Consider the following 16712-nt stretch of genomic DNA (forward strand, 5'->3'; position numbering starts at 1 on the left):
TTCGGTCTGCCCTTCCCCGCGGCGTCAGAGCCCGCCGCCCGGCTTGCCCGGCCACCAGTCCGTGCCGGCGAGCGGCACGCGCGCCATGGCGGCGGCCTCCATCGTCACGGCGCAGAGGTCCTCGGGCTCGAGATTGTGCAGGTGATTGTGCCCGCAGGCGCGCGCGATGGTCTGCGCCTCGAGCGTCATCACCTTGAGGTAGTTCCTCAGCCGCCGCGCCGCCGCCTCCGGGTCGAGGCGCGCGGCGAGCGCGGGGTCCTGCGTGGTGATCCCGGCGGGATCGCGCCCCTCGTGCCAGTCGTCGTAGGCCCCGGCGGTGGTGCCGAGCGCCTGATACTCCGCCTCCCACTTGGGGTCGTTGTCGCCGAGCGCGATCATTGCCGCGCTGCCGATCGAGACCGCGTCGGCGCCGAGCGCCAGCGCCTTGGCCACGTCGGCGCCGGTGCGGATGCCGCCCGAGACGACGAGCTGCACCTCGCGATGCACGCCCAGATCCTGAAGCGCCTGCACGGCGGGCCGGATGCAGGCGAGCGTCGGCAGGCCGACGTGCTCGATGAAGACGTCCTGCGTCGCCGCGGTGCCGCCCTGCATCCCGTCGATCACCACCACGTCGGCGCCCGCCTTCACCGCGAGCGCGGTGTCGTAGTAGGGCCGGGTGCCGCCGATCTTCAGGTAGATCGGCTTTTCCCAGCCGGTGATCTCGCGCAGTTCGAGGATCTTGATCTCAAGATCGTCCGGCCCGGTCCAGTCCGGGTGCCGACAGGCGGAGCGCTGATCGACGCCCTTGGGCAGCGTGCGCATCTCCGCCACGCGGTCGCTGATCTTCTGGCCGAGCAGCATGCCGCCGCCGCCGGGCTTCGCGCCCTGCCCCACGACGATCTCGATCGCGTCCGCGCGGCGCAGGTCGTCCGGGTCCATCCCGTAGCGCGAGGGCAGGTACTGATAGACGAGCTGGCGGGAGTGGCCGCGCTCCTCCTCTGTCATGCCGCCGTCGCCGGTGGTGGTCGAGGTGCCCGCCATCGTCGCCCCGCGCCCGAGCGCCTCCTTCGCCGGGCCGGAGAGCGCGCCGAAGCTCATCCCCGCGATGGTGATCGGGATGTCGAGCTCCAGCGGCTTCGTCGCGTGGCGCGTGCCGAGCGCGACGTTGGTGTCGCAGCGTTCCCGGTAGCCCTCGAGCGGGTAGCGCGAGATCGAGGCGCCGAGAAACAGCAGGTCGTCGAAATGCGGCACGCGCCGCTTCGCGCCGCCGCCGCGGATGTCGTAGATGCCCGTCTCGGCGGCGCGCCGGATCTCGGCGTTGATCTCCGGCGAGAAGGTGGCCGACTGCACCGGCACGGTGCGGGCGCGCGGGGGGGTGTCGTCGCTCATGCTCAATAGGCCGATGCGTTGTCGATGTCGAAATTGTAGAGGCGCCGGGCCGAGCCGTAGCGGCGGAACTCCTCCGGGGCGGCCGGGGCTCCGGCGCGCTCCAGCAGATCGGCGAGAAGCGCGTGGTGCTCCGGGCGCATCTCCTTCTCGACGCAGTCGGCGCCGAGGCTCCGGACGCTGCCGCGCACGAAGAGCCGCGCCTCGTAGAGGCTGTCGCCCAGCGCCTCGCCCGCGTCGCCCAGCACGACGAGCGTGCCCGCCTGCGCCATGAAGGCCGACATGTGGCCGACGTTGCCGAAGACGACGATGTCGATGCCCTTCATCGAGATGCCGCAGCGCGAGCTCGCGTTGCCCTTCACGACGAGAAGCCCGCCGCGCCCGGTGGCGCCGGCGTACTGGCTCGCGTCGCCCTCGACGACGACGGTGCCGGACATCATGTTCTCGGCCACTCCCGGCCCGGCGGAGCCCGCGACCTGCACGGTGGCCTGCTTGTTCATGCCGGCGCAGTAATAGCCAGTGGAGCCCCGCACGGTGACCGAGAGCGGCCCGTCGAGCCCGACGGCGAGCGCATGCGCGCCGCGGGGGTTCACCACCTCCCAGGCGGTCTCGTTGCCGCCCGCGGTCGCGGCGGTCTGAAGCGTGGCGTTCAGCGTGCGCAGATCGCTCTGCGCGAGGTCGAGGGTCTGCATCAGCGGGTCCAGAAATAGACGGTTGCGGGTTCGGGCTCCCAGACGCGGGCCGCCTCGATGCCGGGCAGATCGACGAGCGCGCGATACTCGGAGCCGAAGGCGACATAGGCGTCGGTCTCGGCCATCACGGCGGGCTTGCAGGCGATCGGGTCGCGCACCACGCCGAAGCCGTCGCGGGTGCCGACGACGAAGGTGAAGAAGCCGTCCAGATCGTCGAGCGCCTGCTCCAGCGCGTCGCCGAGGCTCGCGCCCTCCTGCATCCGCCAGGTGAGATAGGCCGCCGCCACCTCGCTGTCGTTCTCGGTCTCGACAGCGACGCCCGCGCGGGCGAGCTGCCGGCGCAGGTTGTGGTGGTTGGAGAGCGAGCCGTTGTGCACGAGGCACTGGTCCGGCGCGGTGGAGAAGGGATGCGCGCCGCGCGTCGTCACCGCCGACTCGGTCGCCATCCGCGTGTGCCCGATGCCGTGCGTGCCCGCCATCCCGGCGACGCCGAAGCGCGCGGCGACATCGGCGGGCAGGCCGACCTCCTTGTAGATCTCGATCGTCTCGCCCCGGCTGGTGATCCGCATCCCCGGCCGCAGGGAGGCCAGCGCCGCCGGCGCCTCCCCCGCGCGCGCCGCGTCGAGGCGGAGCACCGCGTGGCTCCCCGCCGCCGAGAGCGCGACCGGCCCGCCCAGCGCCTCGGCGAGCGCGGTGTCGAGCCCCTCGAAGGCCGCGGGGTCGTCCGACTGCACGGTAATCTTGGCCACGCCGTTCTCCTGCGGGCCGTAGAGCGCGAGCCCCGCGCTGTCCGGCCCGCGGTCGGTCATGGTGACGAGCATCCCCGCCAGCATCTCGCCCAGCGCCGGCTCGAGCGCCGGATCCTTCAGGAAAAGCCCCACGATTCCGCACATGCGTGCCTGCCCCACTGGTGATCGCGCCGCGCGGCGCCGTCGCCCTTATTGGGAAACTTTCTTCACCAAGAGGCAATGCCGGGATGCGTCGCCCGCCGTGCGAGCGGGTATCAGAGCCCACATTTTGAGCAAATCGCCCATCAGGCAGGCATCACCCGGACTGCGGATAGGCGATGATCGACAGGTAGCGAATCGGCAGGCGGCGCAGCTCCTCCGGCCCGTGCGGCGCGTCGGCCTCGAAGAAAAGCGTATCGCCCGGGCGAAGCGCGAAGAGCCGCTCGCCGTGGCGGTAGCCCACCTCGCCCTCGAGCATGTAGATCGTCTCGACCCCCTCGTGCTGAAACACGGGGAAGAGATCGGTCTCCGCCTCCAGCGTGATGAGATAGGGCTCGACCGTCACGCCGCCCGCGTGGGCGCCGAGATGGCCGAGCAGGGTGTAGTTCTGCCCCGCCCGCGTGCCCGCGCGCTCGACGTCCACCCCTTCGCCCGCGCGGGTGTGCACGACGCGCCGGGTCTCCTCGTAGCGGCGGAAGAAGGCGGTGAGCGGCACGCCGAGCGCATGCGCCAGCGTCGCGAGCGTGGTGAGCGAGGGGGAGATGTTGCCGTTCTCGATCTTGGAGAGCATCCCCGTGGAGAGCCCCGCCGCCTGCGCGAGATCGGCCGCGGTCATCTCCTGCTGCCGGCGGAAGGCGCGCACCTCGCGCCCGATGGCGACCTCGAGCACCTTCTCGCGGTCGCGCACCCACCCGTGGGGGTCCTGATTGAATGCAGCCGTCCGTCGCGCCACCGCCCTGCCCCCGTGCCCGTCCTTGCCCGCCGCTTCGCCGAACCGTCGGCCGGCGTGGTCGGCAGCATGCCGGGGACGCGCCCCGGCGGCAATCGTCCGGAGGCGCGGCGGGCGCCGGCACCGCGCGCCGCACCCGGCGCGTCCGGGCCCTCCCGGCGCAGGCCGCCGTACCCGCTGCGGTCTGCCGCAATGCCCCGCTCAGCGCCCGGCGATCTCGATGGAAAAGCGCCGCTGCGCGCCGCGCGGCAATCGTCCGAAGGCGCGGCGGGCGCCGGCACCGCGCGCCGCACCCGGCGCGTCCGGTCCCTCCCGGCGCAGGCCGACGTGCCCGCTGCGGCCCGCCGCAGCGCCCCGCTCAGCGCCCGGCGATCTCGATGGAAAAGCGCCGCTGCGCGCCGCGCGGCGGCGCGGGGAAGGGCGCGGCGCGGCGCACGACCGTCAGCGCCGCCCGGTCGAGCCGCCCCGACCCGGAACTCCGCGCGAGCGACACCCCCGCGAGCGCGCCGGTCGGCGCGATGCGGAAGGCTACGAGCGCCGTNAATCGTCCGAAGGCGCGGCGGGCGCCGGCACCGCGCGCCGCACCCGGCGCGTCCGGGCCCTCCCGGCGCAGGCCGCCGTACCCGCTGCGGTCTGCCGCAATGCCCCGCTCAGCGCCCGGCGATCTCGATGGAAAAGCGCCGCTGCGCGCCGCGCGGCAATCGTCCGAAGGCGCGGCGGGCGCCGGCACCGCGCGCCGCACCCGGCGCGTCCGGTCCCTCCCGGCGCAGGCCGACGTGCCCGCTGCGGCCCGCCGCAGCGCCCCGCTCAGCGCCCGGCGATCTCGATGGAAAAGCGCCGCTGCGCGCCGCGCGGCGGCGCGGGGAAGGGCGCGGCGCGGCGCACGACCGTCAGCGCCGCCCGGTCGAGCCGCCCCGACCCGGAACTCCGCGCGAGCGACACCCCCGCGAGCGCGCCGGTCGGCGCGATGCGGAAGGCTACGAGCGCCGTGCCGGCGGCAGCGACGCGCGGGCGGCGCACCTGCGAGAGCGCGCGCATGACCTCCCCGGCGTAGTTGCGCGCGGCGGCGTTGCCGGTCGCCTGCGCCGCGCCGCCCTCCCCGCGCGAGACGGCCTCGGCCCGCTCCCGGCCGTCGGCCCGGCCCGCCCGCGCGTCGCGCTCGGCCGCGCCCTGCCGGGACGGGGCTGCGGGCCGTTCGGCGCGCCGCGTCTCGGTCTCGTTTGACCGGGTCTCGCGTGGCTCCGTCTCCAGCTCCGGGCGCCGCACCTGCGGACGCAGGGAGCGGGCGACCGCCGCGGGGCTCGCCTCCTCGGCGACGGGCTCCGCCGGTTCGGCCGCGGCAGGCTCCGCCGGTGCGGGCGCCTCGGCCGGGGTCGCCTCGCGGCGCAGTGCCTCGGTCACGGGCGCCCTTGTCGTGGTGTCCGGGCGCGGGGCCCTCTCCGGCGCCGGCCGCGCCGTCCGCGCGGTGTCAGGGCGCGGGGCCGCCTCGGGCGCGGGACGCCCGGCCGCCGTCGCCCCGGCGCGCGGGGGCGGAGGCTCCGCGGCCTCGGCTCTGGCCTGTTCCGGGGCCTGCACGCGCCCCTCTGCTGCGCTCTGTGCGGGGGCGGCTTCCGAACGCGGCGCGGCATCGTCCGCCGCCCGCGCGCGGGCTGTCGCGGGCGGCGTGGGGGCGGCCTCCGCCGCCGTCGTCTCGGCCGGCTGCGGGGCGGCGACATGCGCCGTGGCAGGGGCGGCCCGCGCCGTCCCGGACGCCGGTGTAGTCGCGCGGTTCGGGCGCATGGCATCGAGCGTCTCCACCCCGTCCGCCGTCTCCGGCGGCGGCGCCTCGGCCGTTGGTCTATCCGCCCGATTGGGCCGCGTGGCCTCGGGCCTCTCCACCGCGTCCGCCGTCTCCGACGCGGGCGGCGGCGGCGCGGCCTCGGTCGGCGGACGCGCGGCGAGGCGACCGGCGGCCATGTCGGCGAAGCTCGTGCCGAGGCGCACGTCGGCCGCGCCGGAGGCGCCCTCCATCTCGACCCGGGTCTCCGGCACGAGCGCGAGCGCGACGAGGCCGTGAAGCCCCAGCGCCACCGCCGCCGCGGCCGCCTTGGCGCTGCGCGAGCCGGGGATCATGCGCACGCCCCCGCCACGCCGCGCCGCCCAACCATGCGCGCACTGGCCGAGCCTCGCAAAACGGGCTGCCGCCACACCTGTCGCGCCGCCCCCCACGCGTCGCACTCGCGCCTCGGGACGCCCGCTCGTGCACTGAATGGCGCACGCAACCGAGCCCACATTCCCCGCCCCCGCTGGCCCGCTCCGTGCGGAGCGCGCGCGTGTCCCGGGACGCCGAGCCCTGCGCACCGTCCCGCGCTCATCCGCTCCCGCAGCCCATGACGACACCCGCACGCCCCCCGGGCCGACATCCGTGCGGCGCACGCGGCCTCACCCCGGCCGGCGCCCTGCCCGGCGCTCGTTGCATGCCCCGTTCGGTCACGACCAGCACGCGCTCCGCACCCGCGGCGCGGAGCGCGCCGGCCACCTCGACGAGGCGCGCGGCGGGCAGGTCGCGGTCGGGGACGAGGCGCACCGCGCCGCCCTCCGCCGCGAGCGCGGCCTCCGGCGTCTCCACCGGCGCGCCGCGCCAGTTCATGCGCCCGTCGGCGTGGAGCACGAGCGCGTCCGGCGGCGCGGCGCCGTCGAGGCCCTCGGTCCGCACGAGCCGCACCTCCCGGTCGAGCGGCTGCGCCACGGTACCCGCCACGAGGAAGAAGACGAGCATCAGGAAGACGATGTTGATGAGCGCGATCGTCGGCTCGCGCGCCGGTTTCCGCCGCGCGCGCCTCATGACGGCCCCAGCACCGTGGCGCGCACCTGCGGCAGACTGCGCAGGACGACCAGAAGGTCGGTGAGCCGCTGCGCCGTCACCTCGCCCCGGAGCGCGACGAGGACGGGGCGCGGCCCGTCGCCGGGCGGGAGCGCCGCGCCCAGGTCCGAAAGCGCCACCGGCGCCCCGTCGAGGGTCGCCCGCTCCGGCCCGAGCTGCAGGAAATGCGGCCGCGCCTCCGCCGTCGCGCCGGGGGCGCCGCCGGCGGCGAGCTCGACCTCGGAAAAGCGGGTGAAGGTCGACGTCAGCATGAAGAACAGCAACAGCAGGAAGATCACGTCGACGAGCGACGTCATCGAGATCCGGCGGCGGCGGGTCTCACGCAGGACGGACATGGCCCTCCGCCTCCCGCACCGCGCCGGCGCGCGGCGCGAGGAGCACGCGCAGCGCGCGCTCGGCGAAGACGCGCTCAGCCTCGATGCGCGCCTCGAGCCAGCTGAGACAGGCCGCCGTCGGCATCGCCACGGCGAGCCCCGCCGCCGTCGTCAGGAGCGCCACCCAGATGCCCCCGGCGAGCACCGAGGGATCGACCTGCGCGCCCGCATCCTGCAGCGCCTGAAAGGCCGAGATCATGCCGAGCACCGTCCCGAAGAGCCCGAGCAGCGGCGCGAGCTGCGCCACCGTGTCGAGAAAGCGAAAGCCCCGCTCGAGCCGGGCGAAACCGGCCTCCGCCTCGGCCTCGAGGCGGGCGGCGTCGCGGGGGCCGTCGAGCGCGAGGCCGAGCACCGGGCGCAGGTAGCTGCGCGCCGCGGAGAGTTCGCGCCGGGCCCGGTCGGGATCGCCCGCGTCCCAGGCGGCGACGGCGCGCGCGATCTCGCCGTGCCGTCCGACGCCGGAGGCGGCGAACTGCCAGAGCTTGTAGAGGACGACCGCCGCGCTCGCCACGGAGACGGCGAGCAGGATCACCACGACCGGCCCGCCGAGCTCGACCGCCTGGGCCAGCGCCTCGCGCAGCCGGCCGATCATCCGATCACCCCGATGTCGGCGCGGCTGCGCAGTTCCAGCCCGTCGGTGCAGGCCGCGGGGCCGAGATCGCCCACCGCGCACTCCGTCGCGCCGTTGAAGAGCACCTCGCCCAGCCCCTCGCAGGTGGTCTCGGGCAGCACGAACTGGCGCACGCGCGGCCGGCCCGCCGGGAGCGCGCCGAAGTCGAGCAGCGTCAGCCGCTCCACCCGGCCCTCGGCGTCGAAGAGCACCGCCTCGAAGACCGCCGCCTCGACGTCGCGCGCATGGCCGTTGATCGCGAGGAAACTGAGCTCGCAGTCGCCCTCGACGCTGCGCGCCGTGTTGAGCTCGATCGAGAGGCGCGCGCCGATCTCCTCCTCCGCCGCCGCGGCCGGTGGCGGGGCGGCGAGCGCCGCGGCCGCGCAGAGGGCCGCGATGCCTCGTCTGGCTTGCATGGGGCTGCCCTCCGGCCGGGTCACTTGGTCAGGATGAGCTTGCGCGCCTGCGTGATGCGCAGCGTGTAGACCTGATCGCCGAGCGCGATCTTCGCCAGCGTGCCGCCGCCGGTGAGCGTCAGCGCGTCGTGGCAGGGCGCCGGCAGGCTCGGGTCCGGGCGGATCGCCTCTTCGGGTGCGATGTCGCGTGTGTCCTTCATTCTCGCCTCCTTGGGGTTTGGCGTGCGGCGCTCACCAGGAAAACTCACGGGTGAGCGCCACCTTAAAGCTGCGCCCGGGCGCCTCGTCGAGTTGCAGGTTCGGGCGGTAGCTCGCGTCGGTCAGGTTCTCGACCGCGAGGTTGACGGTGACCCCCTCGAGCGGCCCGCGCTCCGGCGTCCAGTCGAGGAAGAGGTCGTGGGTGACGTAGCCGTCGGCGCTCGTCGCGTCGAACTCGGTCGTGATGTCGGCGGCCCATGTCCCGCGCCAGCCGTAGCGCAGCCCGTGCTCGGGCATCCTGCCGCCCAGGGTGAGCGCGAGGGTGTCGGCCGGCGTGTCGGTCAGCGTCTCGCCAGTCGCCTCGTCCTCGGAGCGCACGAGCGCATACGCGGCGCGGGAGAACCAGCGCTCCGCATCGTAGGCCGCCTCCAGCTCGGCGCCCCAGATGCGCGCCTCGTCGATATTGGAGAAATAGGGCACGGGCGCCGGGTTCGGCCCGGTGGCGCGCGGCGTGGTGCCGATCAGGTCGTCGATGGCGTTGTGAAAGGCGGTGACCTTCGCCTCGAGGCTGTCGCCCTGCGCCAGCACGTCCCGCCCGGCGTAGGCGAAGCCGAGTTCGGCGGTCGTCGCGGTTTCAGGATCGAGGGCGAGGCTCGGCTGCCGCGCGCTGAGGAAGGTGCCCGGCGCCCCGCGGACGGGCGTGGACCCCTGCGTCGAATAGAGCTCGTCCAGCGTCGGCGCCCGCTCGGTCCGCGCGAGCGATCCGAAGACCGACCAGCGCTCGTTCACCTCGTAGAGCGCCGCGATCTTGGGCGAGACGGCGGTGAAGCTTTCGTCCTGCCCGCCCGCGGCGGCGGCCGCGGCGCCCGGCTCCTGCTCGATGCGCTCGAGGCGCAGACCGGGGATCAGCGTCAGGCCGCTCTCGTGGATGAACTCGCCCTGCGCGTAGAGCGCGGCGCGCGTGTCCGTGCCCTCGGGGTGGAAGTCCATGGGGCCTTCGCTGCTCGTCGCGGTGCGCTCCTGCTCGGAGAGCTGCGCGCCGAACGTCAGGTAATTCTCCCAGGCGCCGCCGCCGAAGGCGACGGTGTTCTCGGCCTTCAGCGTCACCGTCTCGTAGGCCGCCTCGTTGTCGCAGAGAATCTGCGCGCGGCCCAGACCGCAGGCGAAAGCGTTGGAGAAGTCGTCCTTCACCACCTCGGTGTCGGACCAGGAAAGCGTGACCTCCAGGTCGAGCCACGGGTTGCCGGCCCCCGCGTGGGAATAGGCGACCACCGCGGTCTCGTCGCGCGTCTTGAAATCGGCAGTTCCAGAGAAGCCAATCGACCCGCCGGTCTGGTCTACAGTAGTATCCTCCTGATCCCCCTCGGTGCGCGAATAGGAGAGGCGCAGCGCCTGATCCTGCACCTCGCCGAAGCGGAAGGTGCCCTTCACGAGCCCCGACAGGCGGTCGAAGTCCGTGCCCGGGAGCGTCGCGCCGTCGCCGTCCTCGATGTCGCCGGAGGTGTCGCGGTTGAGCGCGAAGAGGAACTCCGCCCCCTCGCGCGGGCGCGTGGCGAAGATCACGCCGCCCCCCGCGCCGTCGCCGTTCGAGGCGTAGTCGCCCGAGAAGCGCAGCGCGCCCGTCTCGCCCGGCGCGAGGAAGTCGGCGGCGTCCTTGGTGGTGAAATTGATGACGCCCCCGATCGCGCCCGAGCCGTAGAGCGTCGAGGAGGCCGGCCCGCGCAGCACCTCCACCCGCTTGTAGAGCGCGGGATCGCCGAAGAAGGTGCCGGTGCGGTACTGCTCGAAGAACTTCGGCGTGCCGTCCACGTTGACGACGACGCGCGACTGGCTCGCCGGTTCGGCGTTGCCGATGCCGCGGATGTTGAAGGTCTCGCCCGTGACGCGGCTGGAGCCGCCGGCCTGCACGCCCGGCACGCTGTCGAAGAGATCGCCCGCCGTGCGCGGCTGTTCGCGGTCGATGTCCTCCTGCTCGAGCACGGTGACCGCCTGCGGCGTGTCGATCGCCACCTTCTCGGCGCCCGCGCCGAGGACCAGCCGCCCGAGCGGCGTCGCCCCCGTGGCCTCCTGCGCCGCGCTCTCGCCCGCCAGAAGCGCCGCCGCCGCGGCGCCGCAGATCAGGCGCACTCTGCACCCCCCGCCAGATCGCATGTCCCATCCCCTTCTTTGGCTGTCCGCGGCGGCGGCTGGCGGGAGGCTGGCGCGGCCGGGACGTGATTTCCGACTTGATGTGTCAGGAATGGAGCTTTAAGAATCCCGACGGAAGCAGTCAAGTAATTTCGGCGCAGCCTCACGCCACGCCGCACAGGAGGGACCGATCATGCCGCTCACCGATGCCCTGACCCCCGATGCGCTGCTGGAGGCGAAGGCCGCGCGCCCGGACCGCCGCGCGCGCGATCTCGCCACGTCGCTCGGCGTCTCCGAGGGCGCGCTGGTCGCCGCCGCCGTGGGGCGCGGCGCGACGCGCCTCGCACCGCACCCGAACGACCTGATGCCCGCCGTCGCCACGCTCGGCGAGGTGATGGCGCTGACGCGCAACGACAGCGCGGTGCACGAGCGCATCGGGCAGTATCAGGAGTATCACCCGGGCGATCACGCCACGATGGTGCTCGGCCCCGAGATCGACCTGCGGATGTTTCCGAAGCATTGGGCGCACGCCTTCGCCGTCGTCGAGGAGGGCGAGAGCGGCGTGAAGCGCAGCCTGCAGGTCTTCGACGCCGCGGGCGACGCGGTGCACAAGGTCCACCTGAAGCCCGCCTCGGACGTCGCGGCCTTCGAGCGGCTGGTCGCGGCGCTCGCCACCGGCGACGAAAGCCGCGATTTCGCCGCCGAACCGCGCACCCCGCCCGAGGGCGCGAAGCTCCGGGAGGACAAGATGGACCTCCTGCGCAAGGAATGGGACCGGATGACCGACACCCACCAGTTCCTGCGCCTCGTCTCCAAGCTGAAGATGAACCGCCTCGGCGCCTACCGCGGCGCGGGCGCGCCCTATGCCGAGCCGCTGGCGCCCGAGGCCGTCTCGGCCATGCTGGAGGGCGCGGCGGCCGAGGGCATCGAGATCATGCTCTTCGTCGGCAACGCGGGCTGCATCCAGATCCACGCGGGGCAGATCGAGACGATCAAGCCGATGGGCCCGTGGCAGAACGTGCTCGACCCGCGCTTCAACCTGCACCTGCGCGCCGATCAGGTGGCCGAGGTCTGGCGCGTGTGGAAGCCGACGCAGCGCGGGCCCGCGATCTCGGTCGAGGCCTTCGACGCCGAGGGGCGGCTGATTCTCCAGTGCTTCGGCAAGCGCAAGGAAGCCGAGCCGCTCGCCTGGAACGCGATGGTCGAGGCACTGCCGCGCGCCGTGGAGGCGCCGGCATGAAGGCGCTCGCCCTCGCCGCCCTGCTCGCCGCCGCGCCGCTCGCCGCTGGCGCGGCGGAGCGCATCGTCTCCGTCGGCGGATCGGTGACCGAAACCATCGCCGCGCTCGGCGCGCTCGACCGGGTCGTGGCGCGCGACACCACGTCGAGCTGGCCCGAGGAGGTGGAGGCGCTGCCCGACGTGGGCTACGTCCGCCGCCTCTCGCCCGAGGGGGTGCTCTCGGTCGCGCCGGACCTGATCCTCGCCGAGGAGGGCGCCGGCCCGCCCGAGACGGTCGCGGTGCTCGAACGCGCGGAGATCCCCTTCGTCACCGTGCCCGACGCCACCGACGCCGCCGGCGTCGCCCGCAAGGTCGAGGCGGTGGGCGTGGCGCTCGGCCTCGAGGCGCGCGCCGCCGCGCTCGCCGAGCGCATCGAGACGCGGATCGCCGAGACCGCCGCCCGCGCCGCGGCGGTCGAGACGCCCGCGCGCGTGCTCTTCGTCCTCTCGGCCGAGGGCGGGCGGCTCCTCGCCTCGGGCAGCGACACGGCGGCGGCCGCGATGATCGACCTCGCCGGCGGCGTGAACGCGGTCACCGGCTTCGAGGGCTACAAGCCGCTCACCGACGAGGCGGTGCTCGCCGCCGCGCCCGACGTCGTGCTGATGATGGAGGGCCGCGCCGAGGGTCACGGCGGCGCGGGCGTCCTCTCCCACCCGGCGCTCGCCGCGACGCCGGCGGGCCGCGCCGGCCGGCTCGTGGAGATGGACGGGCTCTACCTGCTCGGCTTCGGCCCGCGCACCGCGGAGGCGGTCGCCGACCTGCACGCCGCGCTCTATCCGGGGGGCTGAGGGGATGGTCGCGCTCTCCGAGGCCACGGGCCCCGTCGCGGGCGACCGCCGCCTCCGCGCGCGCCGCGCCACGCTGGCGCTCGGGGGGCTGGTGCTCGTCGCCGCCTGGGCGGCGCTCGCCACCGGGGCGGCGGGCGTGTCGCTGCCGCAGGCGCTCGGGCGGCTCGTCACCGGCGCCGGGCTCACCCTGCAGGAACAGGTCGTGCTCTGGGAGATCCGCCTGCCCCGGCTCGTCACCGGGCTCTGCGTGGGCGCGGCGCTCGCCGTCTCCGGCGCGGTGATGCAGGGGCTCTTCCGCAACCCGCTCGCCGATCCGGGGCTCGTGGGCGTCGGCGCGGGCGCGGGGCTGGGCGCGGTGACGGCGATCGTCCTCGGCGGGCTCCTGCCCCCGGCGCTCGCCGCGCTCGCCGGCATCTACACGGTGCCGATCGCCGCCTTCCTCGGCGGCTGGGCGGCGACGCTGATCCTCTACCGCGTCTCCACGCGCGCGGGGCGGACCTCGGTGGCGACGATGCTGCTCGCGGGCATCGCGCTCGGCGCGCTCGCGGGGGCGGTGACCGGGCTCCTGGTCTATGCCGCCGACGACCAGCAGCTGCGCGACCTCACCTTCTGGGGTCTCGGCTCGCTCGCCGGGGCGTCGTGGCCCAAGCTCGCGGTGGCGGCGCCGGTGATGCTCTTGGCGATGGCCGGCACGCTCTGGCTCGCCCGGGGGCTGAACGGCCTCGCCCTCGGCGAGGCGGCGGCGGCGCACCTCGGCGTGCCGGTGCAGCGGATGAAGAACCTCGCCATCCTCGCGGTCGCCGCGGCGACCGGCGCGGCGGTGGCGGTCTCGGGCGGCATCGGCTTCATCGGCATCGTGGTGCCGCATCTCCTGCGCCTCGCCACGGGGCCGGACCACCGCTACCTGCTGCCCAACGCGGCGCTTCTGGGCGCGGCGCTCCTCGTCGGCGCGGACATCGTGGCGCGCAGCGTCATCGCGCCCGCCGAGCTTCCCATCGGCATCGTCACCGCGCTGATGGGCGCGCCGGTGTTCCTCTGGATCCTGCTGCGCAGGCGCGGCGTCGTGGACCTCTGAGGCGCGCGATGCTGGAAGCGCACGACATCACCGTCCACCTCGGCAAGAGGCGGATCCTGCACGGCCTCTCGCTCGCCGCCGCGCCGGGGGAGGTCACGGTCATCCTCGGGCCGAACGGCTCGGGCAAGACGACGCTCCTGCGCGCTGTGACCGGCGACGTGCCGGCCGGGGGGCGTATCGCCCTCGACGGCGCCGACCCGCGCCGCCTCCGCCCGTGGGAGCTCGCCCGGCGGCGGGCGGTGCTCGCGCAGTTCGCGCGCCTCGCCTTTCCCTTCACCGTGCTGGAGGTCGTCCGCCTCGGCGCGGAGGCGGCGGGGGAGATCGGCGCGGCCGCGGCGGCGCGCGCCCGCGCGGCGCTCGCGCGGGTCGATCTGGCCGGCTACGAGGGCCGCCTCTATCAGGAGCTCTCGGGCGGCGAGCAGGCGCGCGTGCAACTCGCCCGCGCCCTCGCGCAGGTCTGGGAACCGAAGGGCCCTGAGGGGCCGCGCTGGCTCTTCCTCGACGAGCCGGTGGCGAGCCTCGACGTGGCGCATCAGCTTCAGGTCATGGAGATCGCCGCCGATTACGCCCGTCAGGGCGGCGGCGTGATCGCGGTGATGCACGACCTGACGCTGACGGCGCTCTTCGCGGACAGGGTCGTCCTACTGGAAGCGGGCCGCGTCGCCGCAGAGGGCCCGACGGCGGAGGTCATCCGCGCCGACCGCCTCGCCCGCGTCTACGGCTGCCGGATCGACGTGACGACGGCGGGCGATCCGCCGCGCCTGATCGTGACGCCGGTGCCGGAGAGACGCGGCGCTGCGGCGGGGGCGCGCGCCGGAGGCTGAACGCGCGACGACGGCACCGGGCCTGCCGCCCGCGTCCGTTTTACCCGGGGGCGATGCGGGCGGTCCGCGCCGCCGGCTCACAGGCCCGCGCCCAGATCGCCTGTCAGGATCGCCGCCGGCTCACAGGCCCGCGCCCAGATCGCCTGTCAGGATCGCCGCCGCGGAAAGCTCCCAGCTGCCTGTCTCCGACACGGTGAACGGCAAGCCCGCGCTCAGGCTGTCCGGGGCCGGCGCCTCGGGGTCGAGGATCACCCACTGCGGCGGCGTCTCCGTCTCGAGGCCCACGGCGACCCGCAGCACGTCGAGCGCGTCGTCCACGCCGATCTCGCCGTCTTGGTCGAAATCCGCGGCGAGCCGGTCGGCGGGGCGCGCCGGCCCGAAGCTCGGCTCCAGCCCCACGGCGAGGCGCAGCACGTCGAGCGCGTCCCCGACCCCGAGTTGCGGGTCCCCGCTCGCGATCGGGCGCGCGATCTCGACGTGCCCGCGCGTGCCCGCCGCGGCGGAGAGGTCGATCCGGCCCTCGGCGTCCGCGTCCACCACGAAGGCCAACCCGTCGTCCGGCCTGACGGTCGCGCGCGCCCCCGCGAACCAGGGCTCCGGCGCCTCCGAGCCGATCCGGAAGACCCGCGCGCCGTCCGGGCCGGCGCCGGGCGGGACCTCGGCGGGGTCCGGCGCCGGGGCGGGGTCGGGCGCGCGCGGCACGAGGGCGATGCGATCCGGCCACGGAAACGCCGGGCTGAAGAGGCTCTCCGGCGCGATCGGCCTGCCGTCTGCGCTGTCGATCCGCACCACGTCGTCGCGGAACGCCAGCCGGGCCCCGGTGTCCGTCTCCGCGCCCTCCAGCTGACCGGGGTTGCGCAACATCCTGAAGCCCGACAGGTCCAGCCGGTCCGTCCCCGGCTCGAAGTCCGTGATGCGCACGGTCGCGCCGCCGCCGGGCAGCACGAAGAGGTCCGCGCCGGCGCCCCCGGTCAGCCGCCCGCCGGCCGGACCGGCGACGAGGATATCGTCGCCCGCGCCCCCGCGCAGCGTGGCGTCGCCGCCCTCCGCGACGAGGAGATCCCGGCCCGGCCCGCCGTCCAGCGTCCCGTCGCCGCGCCGCACCACGCCCGGCGCGCCCATCGTCGCCCGGAGATGGGCGAGGCCGCCCGCGTCCTCGGTCGCGGCGAACACGTGCAGCGCTCCGTCCGCGACCGTCATGTGCAGCCCCGTCACGTCGTCGAGGCGCGCCCCGGTCGCGCTGGCGAGGCTGTCCAGATGGACGAGGCGCCCGCCGGGCAGCAGGGTGAAGAGGCTCACGCCGTCGTCGGCGCCCCCTGCGGCCACGAAAACCTGTCCGCCGATCTCGGCGGCCGCGACATCCTGCACCCCGCCGAATCGGGTCGTGCGCATATCGATCAGGTGATCGCGGACCGCGGTGCTGCCGTCCGCCGCGACCTCCACGACGGAGAGCGACTGGCTTCCGGCCGCCGCCACGAGGGCGAAATGCCCGCCGTGCGCCGCGACCATCTCGACCGCGGTCGGCGCGGCGATGGCGAGCCCGTCGCCCGGCCCCGTCGCATCGACCGGTTCGAGCGCGCCCGTGTCGGTGAGATGCGCGCCGAAAAGTTCCCTGTCCGAGAGCGCCGCGACCGTCGCGCCGTCCGGCCCCGGCCCGACCGCGACGCCCGCCGCTGCGCCCGCCGCCGGACCCGTCACCGCGCCGAGGTCCGAGAGCGCGCCCGCGGCATCGACACGGTAGAGCCGCAGCGCCCCCGCCCCGCCGAGCGCCAGCACTCCGCCGCCCGTCTCCTCCGCGCGGAAATCCAGCCGCTCGACCGTCCGCGGCCCCACCGGGAGGTCGAGGTCCGGCGCCGGATCGGCGAAGCGCCCGTCGGACCGCAGGGCGCGGGCCGTCAGCGCCCCGTCGGAGCCCCCGAAGAGGAGGACCGGCCCGCCGGGCCCGGGAACCACCGCGAGATCCTCCGCCGGGCGCCCAGTGCGGTCGGGCGCGTAGGCGGCGCGATCATGGAGCCGAAGCGGCTCCGCCGACGTCAGGTGGTAGGCGCTCAGCCCGCCGACCGCGCCCGTGGAGGTATAGACGACCACCGCGCCGTCCACCTCGGCCGAGGTGATCGCGCGAATGGCCGTGTCCAGCGTCTCCCGGCCGCTCGTCGCCCGGTTTTCGAACGTCAAGCGCATCTCAGCCCCCCATGCCTAAGCCGCAGGAGGGGAGACTGACCGCCGCGCCCGGCCGGCTCCCGGACGAAACCGTGTCGAAAATGCGGACAGTCCGGCGCGCTTTAGGAAAATGGCAACGGCTGGCGAGTCACAAGAGGACAAGCCGCGTTTCGCGCGGGGGCGCAGGACACACGCCGGACCTCCAGCGCGACGCGACCACGGATCGCCCGGCCGTCGCACAGCCCGCGCGCGCCGGACCCTGAA

The 16712-nt window shown here is 75.0% G+C and carries 17 protein-coding genes; 4 read left to right on the forward strand and 13 right to left on the reverse strand.

The features are described 5' to 3' along the window. Positions 1-24: 24 nt before the first annotated feature. The 12 genes from DRV84_RS03975 to DRV84_RS04030 form a co-directional block, all read right to left on the reverse strand. A complete protein-coding gene (locus DRV84_RS03975) occupies positions 25-1368 on the reverse strand; it encodes an FMN-binding glutamate synthase family protein (protein ID WP_115978581.1) in 1344 nt (447 codons plus the stop codon). Positions 1369-1370: 2 nt separating this feature from the next. Beyond that, the gene (locus tag DRV84_RS03980) at positions 1371-2057 is read right to left on the reverse strand and encodes a GltB/FmdC/FwdC-like GXGXG domain-containing protein (RefSeq protein ID WP_115978582.1); all 687 of its coding nucleotides are present in this window, start codon (positions 2055-2057) and stop codon (positions 1371-1373) included. Then, a complete protein-coding gene (locus DRV84_RS03985; RefSeq protein ID WP_115978583.1) occupies positions 2057-2950 on the reverse strand; it encodes a class II glutamine amidotransferase in 894 nt (297 codons plus the stop codon). The genes DRV84_RS03980 and DRV84_RS03985 overlap by 1 nt, the downstream gene beginning before the upstream one ends. A 151-nt stretch (positions 2951-3101) precedes the next feature. After that, on the reverse strand, positions 3102-3692 hold the full coding sequence (locus tag DRV84_RS03990; protein WP_338052671.1) for a helix-turn-helix domain-containing protein: 591 nt from the start codon (positions 3690-3692) through the stop codon (positions 3102-3104). A 400-nt stretch (positions 3693-4092) separates the two neighbouring features. Beyond that, complete coding sequence (locus tag DRV84_RS03995) at positions 4093-4476, reverse strand: energy transducer TonB family protein (protein ID WP_239994974.1); 384 nt, start codon at positions 4474-4476, stop codon at positions 4093-4095. A gap of 65 nt (positions 4477-4541) precedes the next feature. Beyond that, the gene (locus tag DRV84_RS04000; RefSeq protein WP_115978586.1) at positions 4542-5846 is read right to left on the reverse strand and encodes a TonB family protein; all 1305 of its coding nucleotides are present in this window, start codon (positions 5844-5846) and stop codon (positions 4542-4544) included. Positions 5847-6084: 238 nt separating this feature from the next. Then, positions 6085-6558: an ExbD/TolR family protein gene (locus tag DRV84_RS04005; RefSeq protein ID WP_115978587.1), complete on the reverse strand. Its 474-nt coding sequence runs from the start codon at positions 6556-6558 to the stop codon at positions 6085-6087. Beyond that, complete coding sequence (locus tag DRV84_RS04010) at positions 6555-6932, reverse strand: biopolymer transporter ExbD (protein ID WP_239994975.1); 378 nt, start codon at positions 6930-6932, stop codon at positions 6555-6557. The genes DRV84_RS04005 and DRV84_RS04010 overlap by 4 nt, the downstream gene beginning before the upstream one ends. After that, positions 6916-7563 carry a MotA/TolQ/ExbB proton channel family protein gene (locus DRV84_RS04015; RefSeq protein ID WP_115978588.1) on the reverse strand — a complete coding sequence of 216 codons (648 nt, stop codon included), beginning with the start codon at positions 7561-7563 and terminating at the stop codon, positions 6916-6918. Before DRV84_RS04015 ends, DRV84_RS04010 begins: the two co-directional genes overlap by 17 nt. Beyond that, a complete protein-coding gene (locus DRV84_RS04020) occupies positions 7560-7997 on the reverse strand; it encodes a hypothetical protein (RefSeq protein WP_115978589.1) in 438 nt (145 codons plus the stop codon). The genes DRV84_RS04015 and DRV84_RS04020 overlap by 4 nt, the downstream gene beginning before the upstream one ends. Positions 7998-8017: 20 nt before the next feature. Beyond that, positions 8018-8197 carry a hemin uptake protein HemP gene (hemP, locus tag DRV84_RS04025; RefSeq protein WP_115978590.1) on the reverse strand — a complete coding sequence of 60 codons (180 nt, stop codon included), beginning with the start codon at positions 8195-8197 and terminating at the stop codon, positions 8018-8020. 31 nt (positions 8198-8228) lie between these two features. After that, a complete protein-coding gene (locus DRV84_RS04030) occupies positions 8229-10346 on the reverse strand; it encodes a TonB-dependent receptor domain-containing protein (protein ID WP_115978591.1) in 2118 nt (705 codons plus the stop codon). A 169-nt stretch (positions 10347-10515) separates the two neighbouring features. On the opposite strand from DRV84_RS04030, the gene DRV84_RS04035 reads away from it, so the two are divergent. Genes DRV84_RS04035 through DRV84_RS04050 form a run of 4 tightly spaced genes read left to right on the forward strand, consistent with a single transcriptional unit; the run spans position 10516 to position 14288 of the window. Beyond that, positions 10516-11562: a hemin-degrading factor gene (locus DRV84_RS04035; protein ID WP_115978592.1), complete on the forward strand. Its 1047-nt coding sequence runs from the start codon at positions 10516-10518 to the stop codon at positions 11560-11562. Next, positions 11559-12389 (forward strand): heme/hemin ABC transporter substrate-binding protein, encoded by an 831-nt coding sequence (locus DRV84_RS04040; protein ID WP_115978593.1) that lies wholly within the window; start codon positions 11559-11561, stop codon positions 12387-12389. Before DRV84_RS04035 ends, DRV84_RS04040 begins: the two co-directional genes overlap by 4 nt. 4 nt (positions 12390-12393) lie before the next feature. Then, positions 12394-13464, forward strand: coding sequence for a FecCD family ABC transporter permease (locus DRV84_RS04045; RefSeq protein ID WP_115978594.1), 1071 nt, complete (start codon positions 12394-12396; stop codon positions 13462-13464). Between the two features lie 8 nt (positions 13465-13472). Continuing rightward, the gene (locus DRV84_RS04050; protein WP_115978595.1) at positions 13473-14288 is read left to right on the forward strand and encodes a heme ABC transporter ATP-binding protein; all 816 of its coding nucleotides are present in this window, start codon (positions 13473-13475) and stop codon (positions 14286-14288) included. Between the two features lie 120 nt (positions 14289-14408). On the opposite strand, the gene DRV84_RS04055 is transcribed toward DRV84_RS04050, so the two are convergent. Beyond that, complete coding sequence (locus DRV84_RS04055; protein WP_115978596.1) at positions 14409-16469, reverse strand: calcium-binding protein; 2061 nt, start codon at positions 16467-16469, stop codon at positions 14409-14411. Positions 16470-16712: the final 243 nt, after the last annotated feature.

Origin of the sequence: Rhodosalinus sediminis (assembly GCF_003385555.1) — a bacterium.
GTDB lineage: Bacteria > Pseudomonadota > Alphaproteobacteria > Rhodobacterales > Rhodobacteraceae > Rhodosalinus > Rhodosalinus sediminis.

Bases quoted from the DNA above. Each gene is read 5' to 3' on its own strand.
- DRV84_RS04050 (WP_115978595.1), top strand. From the start codon at position 13,473: ATGCTGGAAGCGCACGACATCACCGTCCACCTCGGCAAGAGGCGGATC.
- DRV84_RS04045 (WP_115978594.1), top strand. From the start codon at position 12,394: ATGGTCGCGCTCTCCGAGGCCACGGGCCCCGTCGCGGGCGACCGCCGC.
- DRV84_RS03975 (WP_115978581.1), bottom strand. From the start codon at position 1,368: ATGAGCGACGACACCCCCCCGCGCGCCCGCACCGTGCCGGTGCAGTCG.
- DRV84_RS04005 (WP_115978587.1), bottom strand. From the start codon at position 6,558: ATGAGGCGCGCGCGGCGGAAACCGGCGCGCGAGCCGACGATCGCGCTC.
- DRV84_RS04035 (WP_115978592.1), top strand. From the start codon at position 10,516: ATGCCGCTCACCGATGCCCTGACCCCCGATGCGCTGCTGGAGGCGAAG.
- DRV84_RS04020 (WP_115978589.1), bottom strand. From the start codon at position 7,997: ATGCAAGCCAGACGAGGCATCGCGGCCCTCTGCGCGGCCGCGGCGCTC.
- DRV84_RS04010 (WP_239994975.1), bottom strand. From the start codon at position 6,932: ATGTCCGTCCTGCGTGAGACCCGCCGCCGCCGGATCTCGATGACGTCG.
- DRV84_RS03980 (WP_115978582.1), bottom strand. From the start codon at position 2,057: ATGCAGACCCTCGACCTCGCGCAGAGCGATCTGCGCACGCTGAACGCC.
- DRV84_RS03985 (WP_115978583.1), bottom strand. From the start codon at position 2,950: ATGTGCGGAATCGTGGGGCTTTTCCTGAAGGATCCGGCGCTCGAGCCG.
- DRV84_RS04015 (WP_115978588.1), bottom strand. From the start codon at position 7,563: ATGATCGGCCGGCTGCGCGAGGCGCTGGCCCAGGCGGTCGAGCTCGGC.
- hemP (WP_115978590.1), bottom strand. From the start codon at position 8,197: ATGAAGGACACACGCGACATCGCACCCGAAGAGGCGATCCGCCCGGAC.
- DRV84_RS04040 (WP_115978593.1), top strand. From the start codon at position 11,559: ATGAAGGCGCTCGCCCTCGCCGCCCTGCTCGCCGCCGCGCCGCTCGCC.
- DRV84_RS04055 (WP_115978596.1), bottom strand. From the start codon at position 16,469: ATGCGCTTGACGTTCGAAAACCGGGCGACGAGCGGCCGGGAGACGCTG.
- DRV84_RS04000 (WP_115978586.1), bottom strand. From the start codon at position 5,846: ATGATCCCCGGCTCGCGCAGCGCCAAGGCGGCCGCGGCGGCGGTGGCG.
- DRV84_RS04030 (WP_115978591.1), bottom strand. From the start codon at position 10,346: ATGCGATCTGGCGGGGGGTGCAGAGTGCGCCTGATCTGCGGCGCCGCG.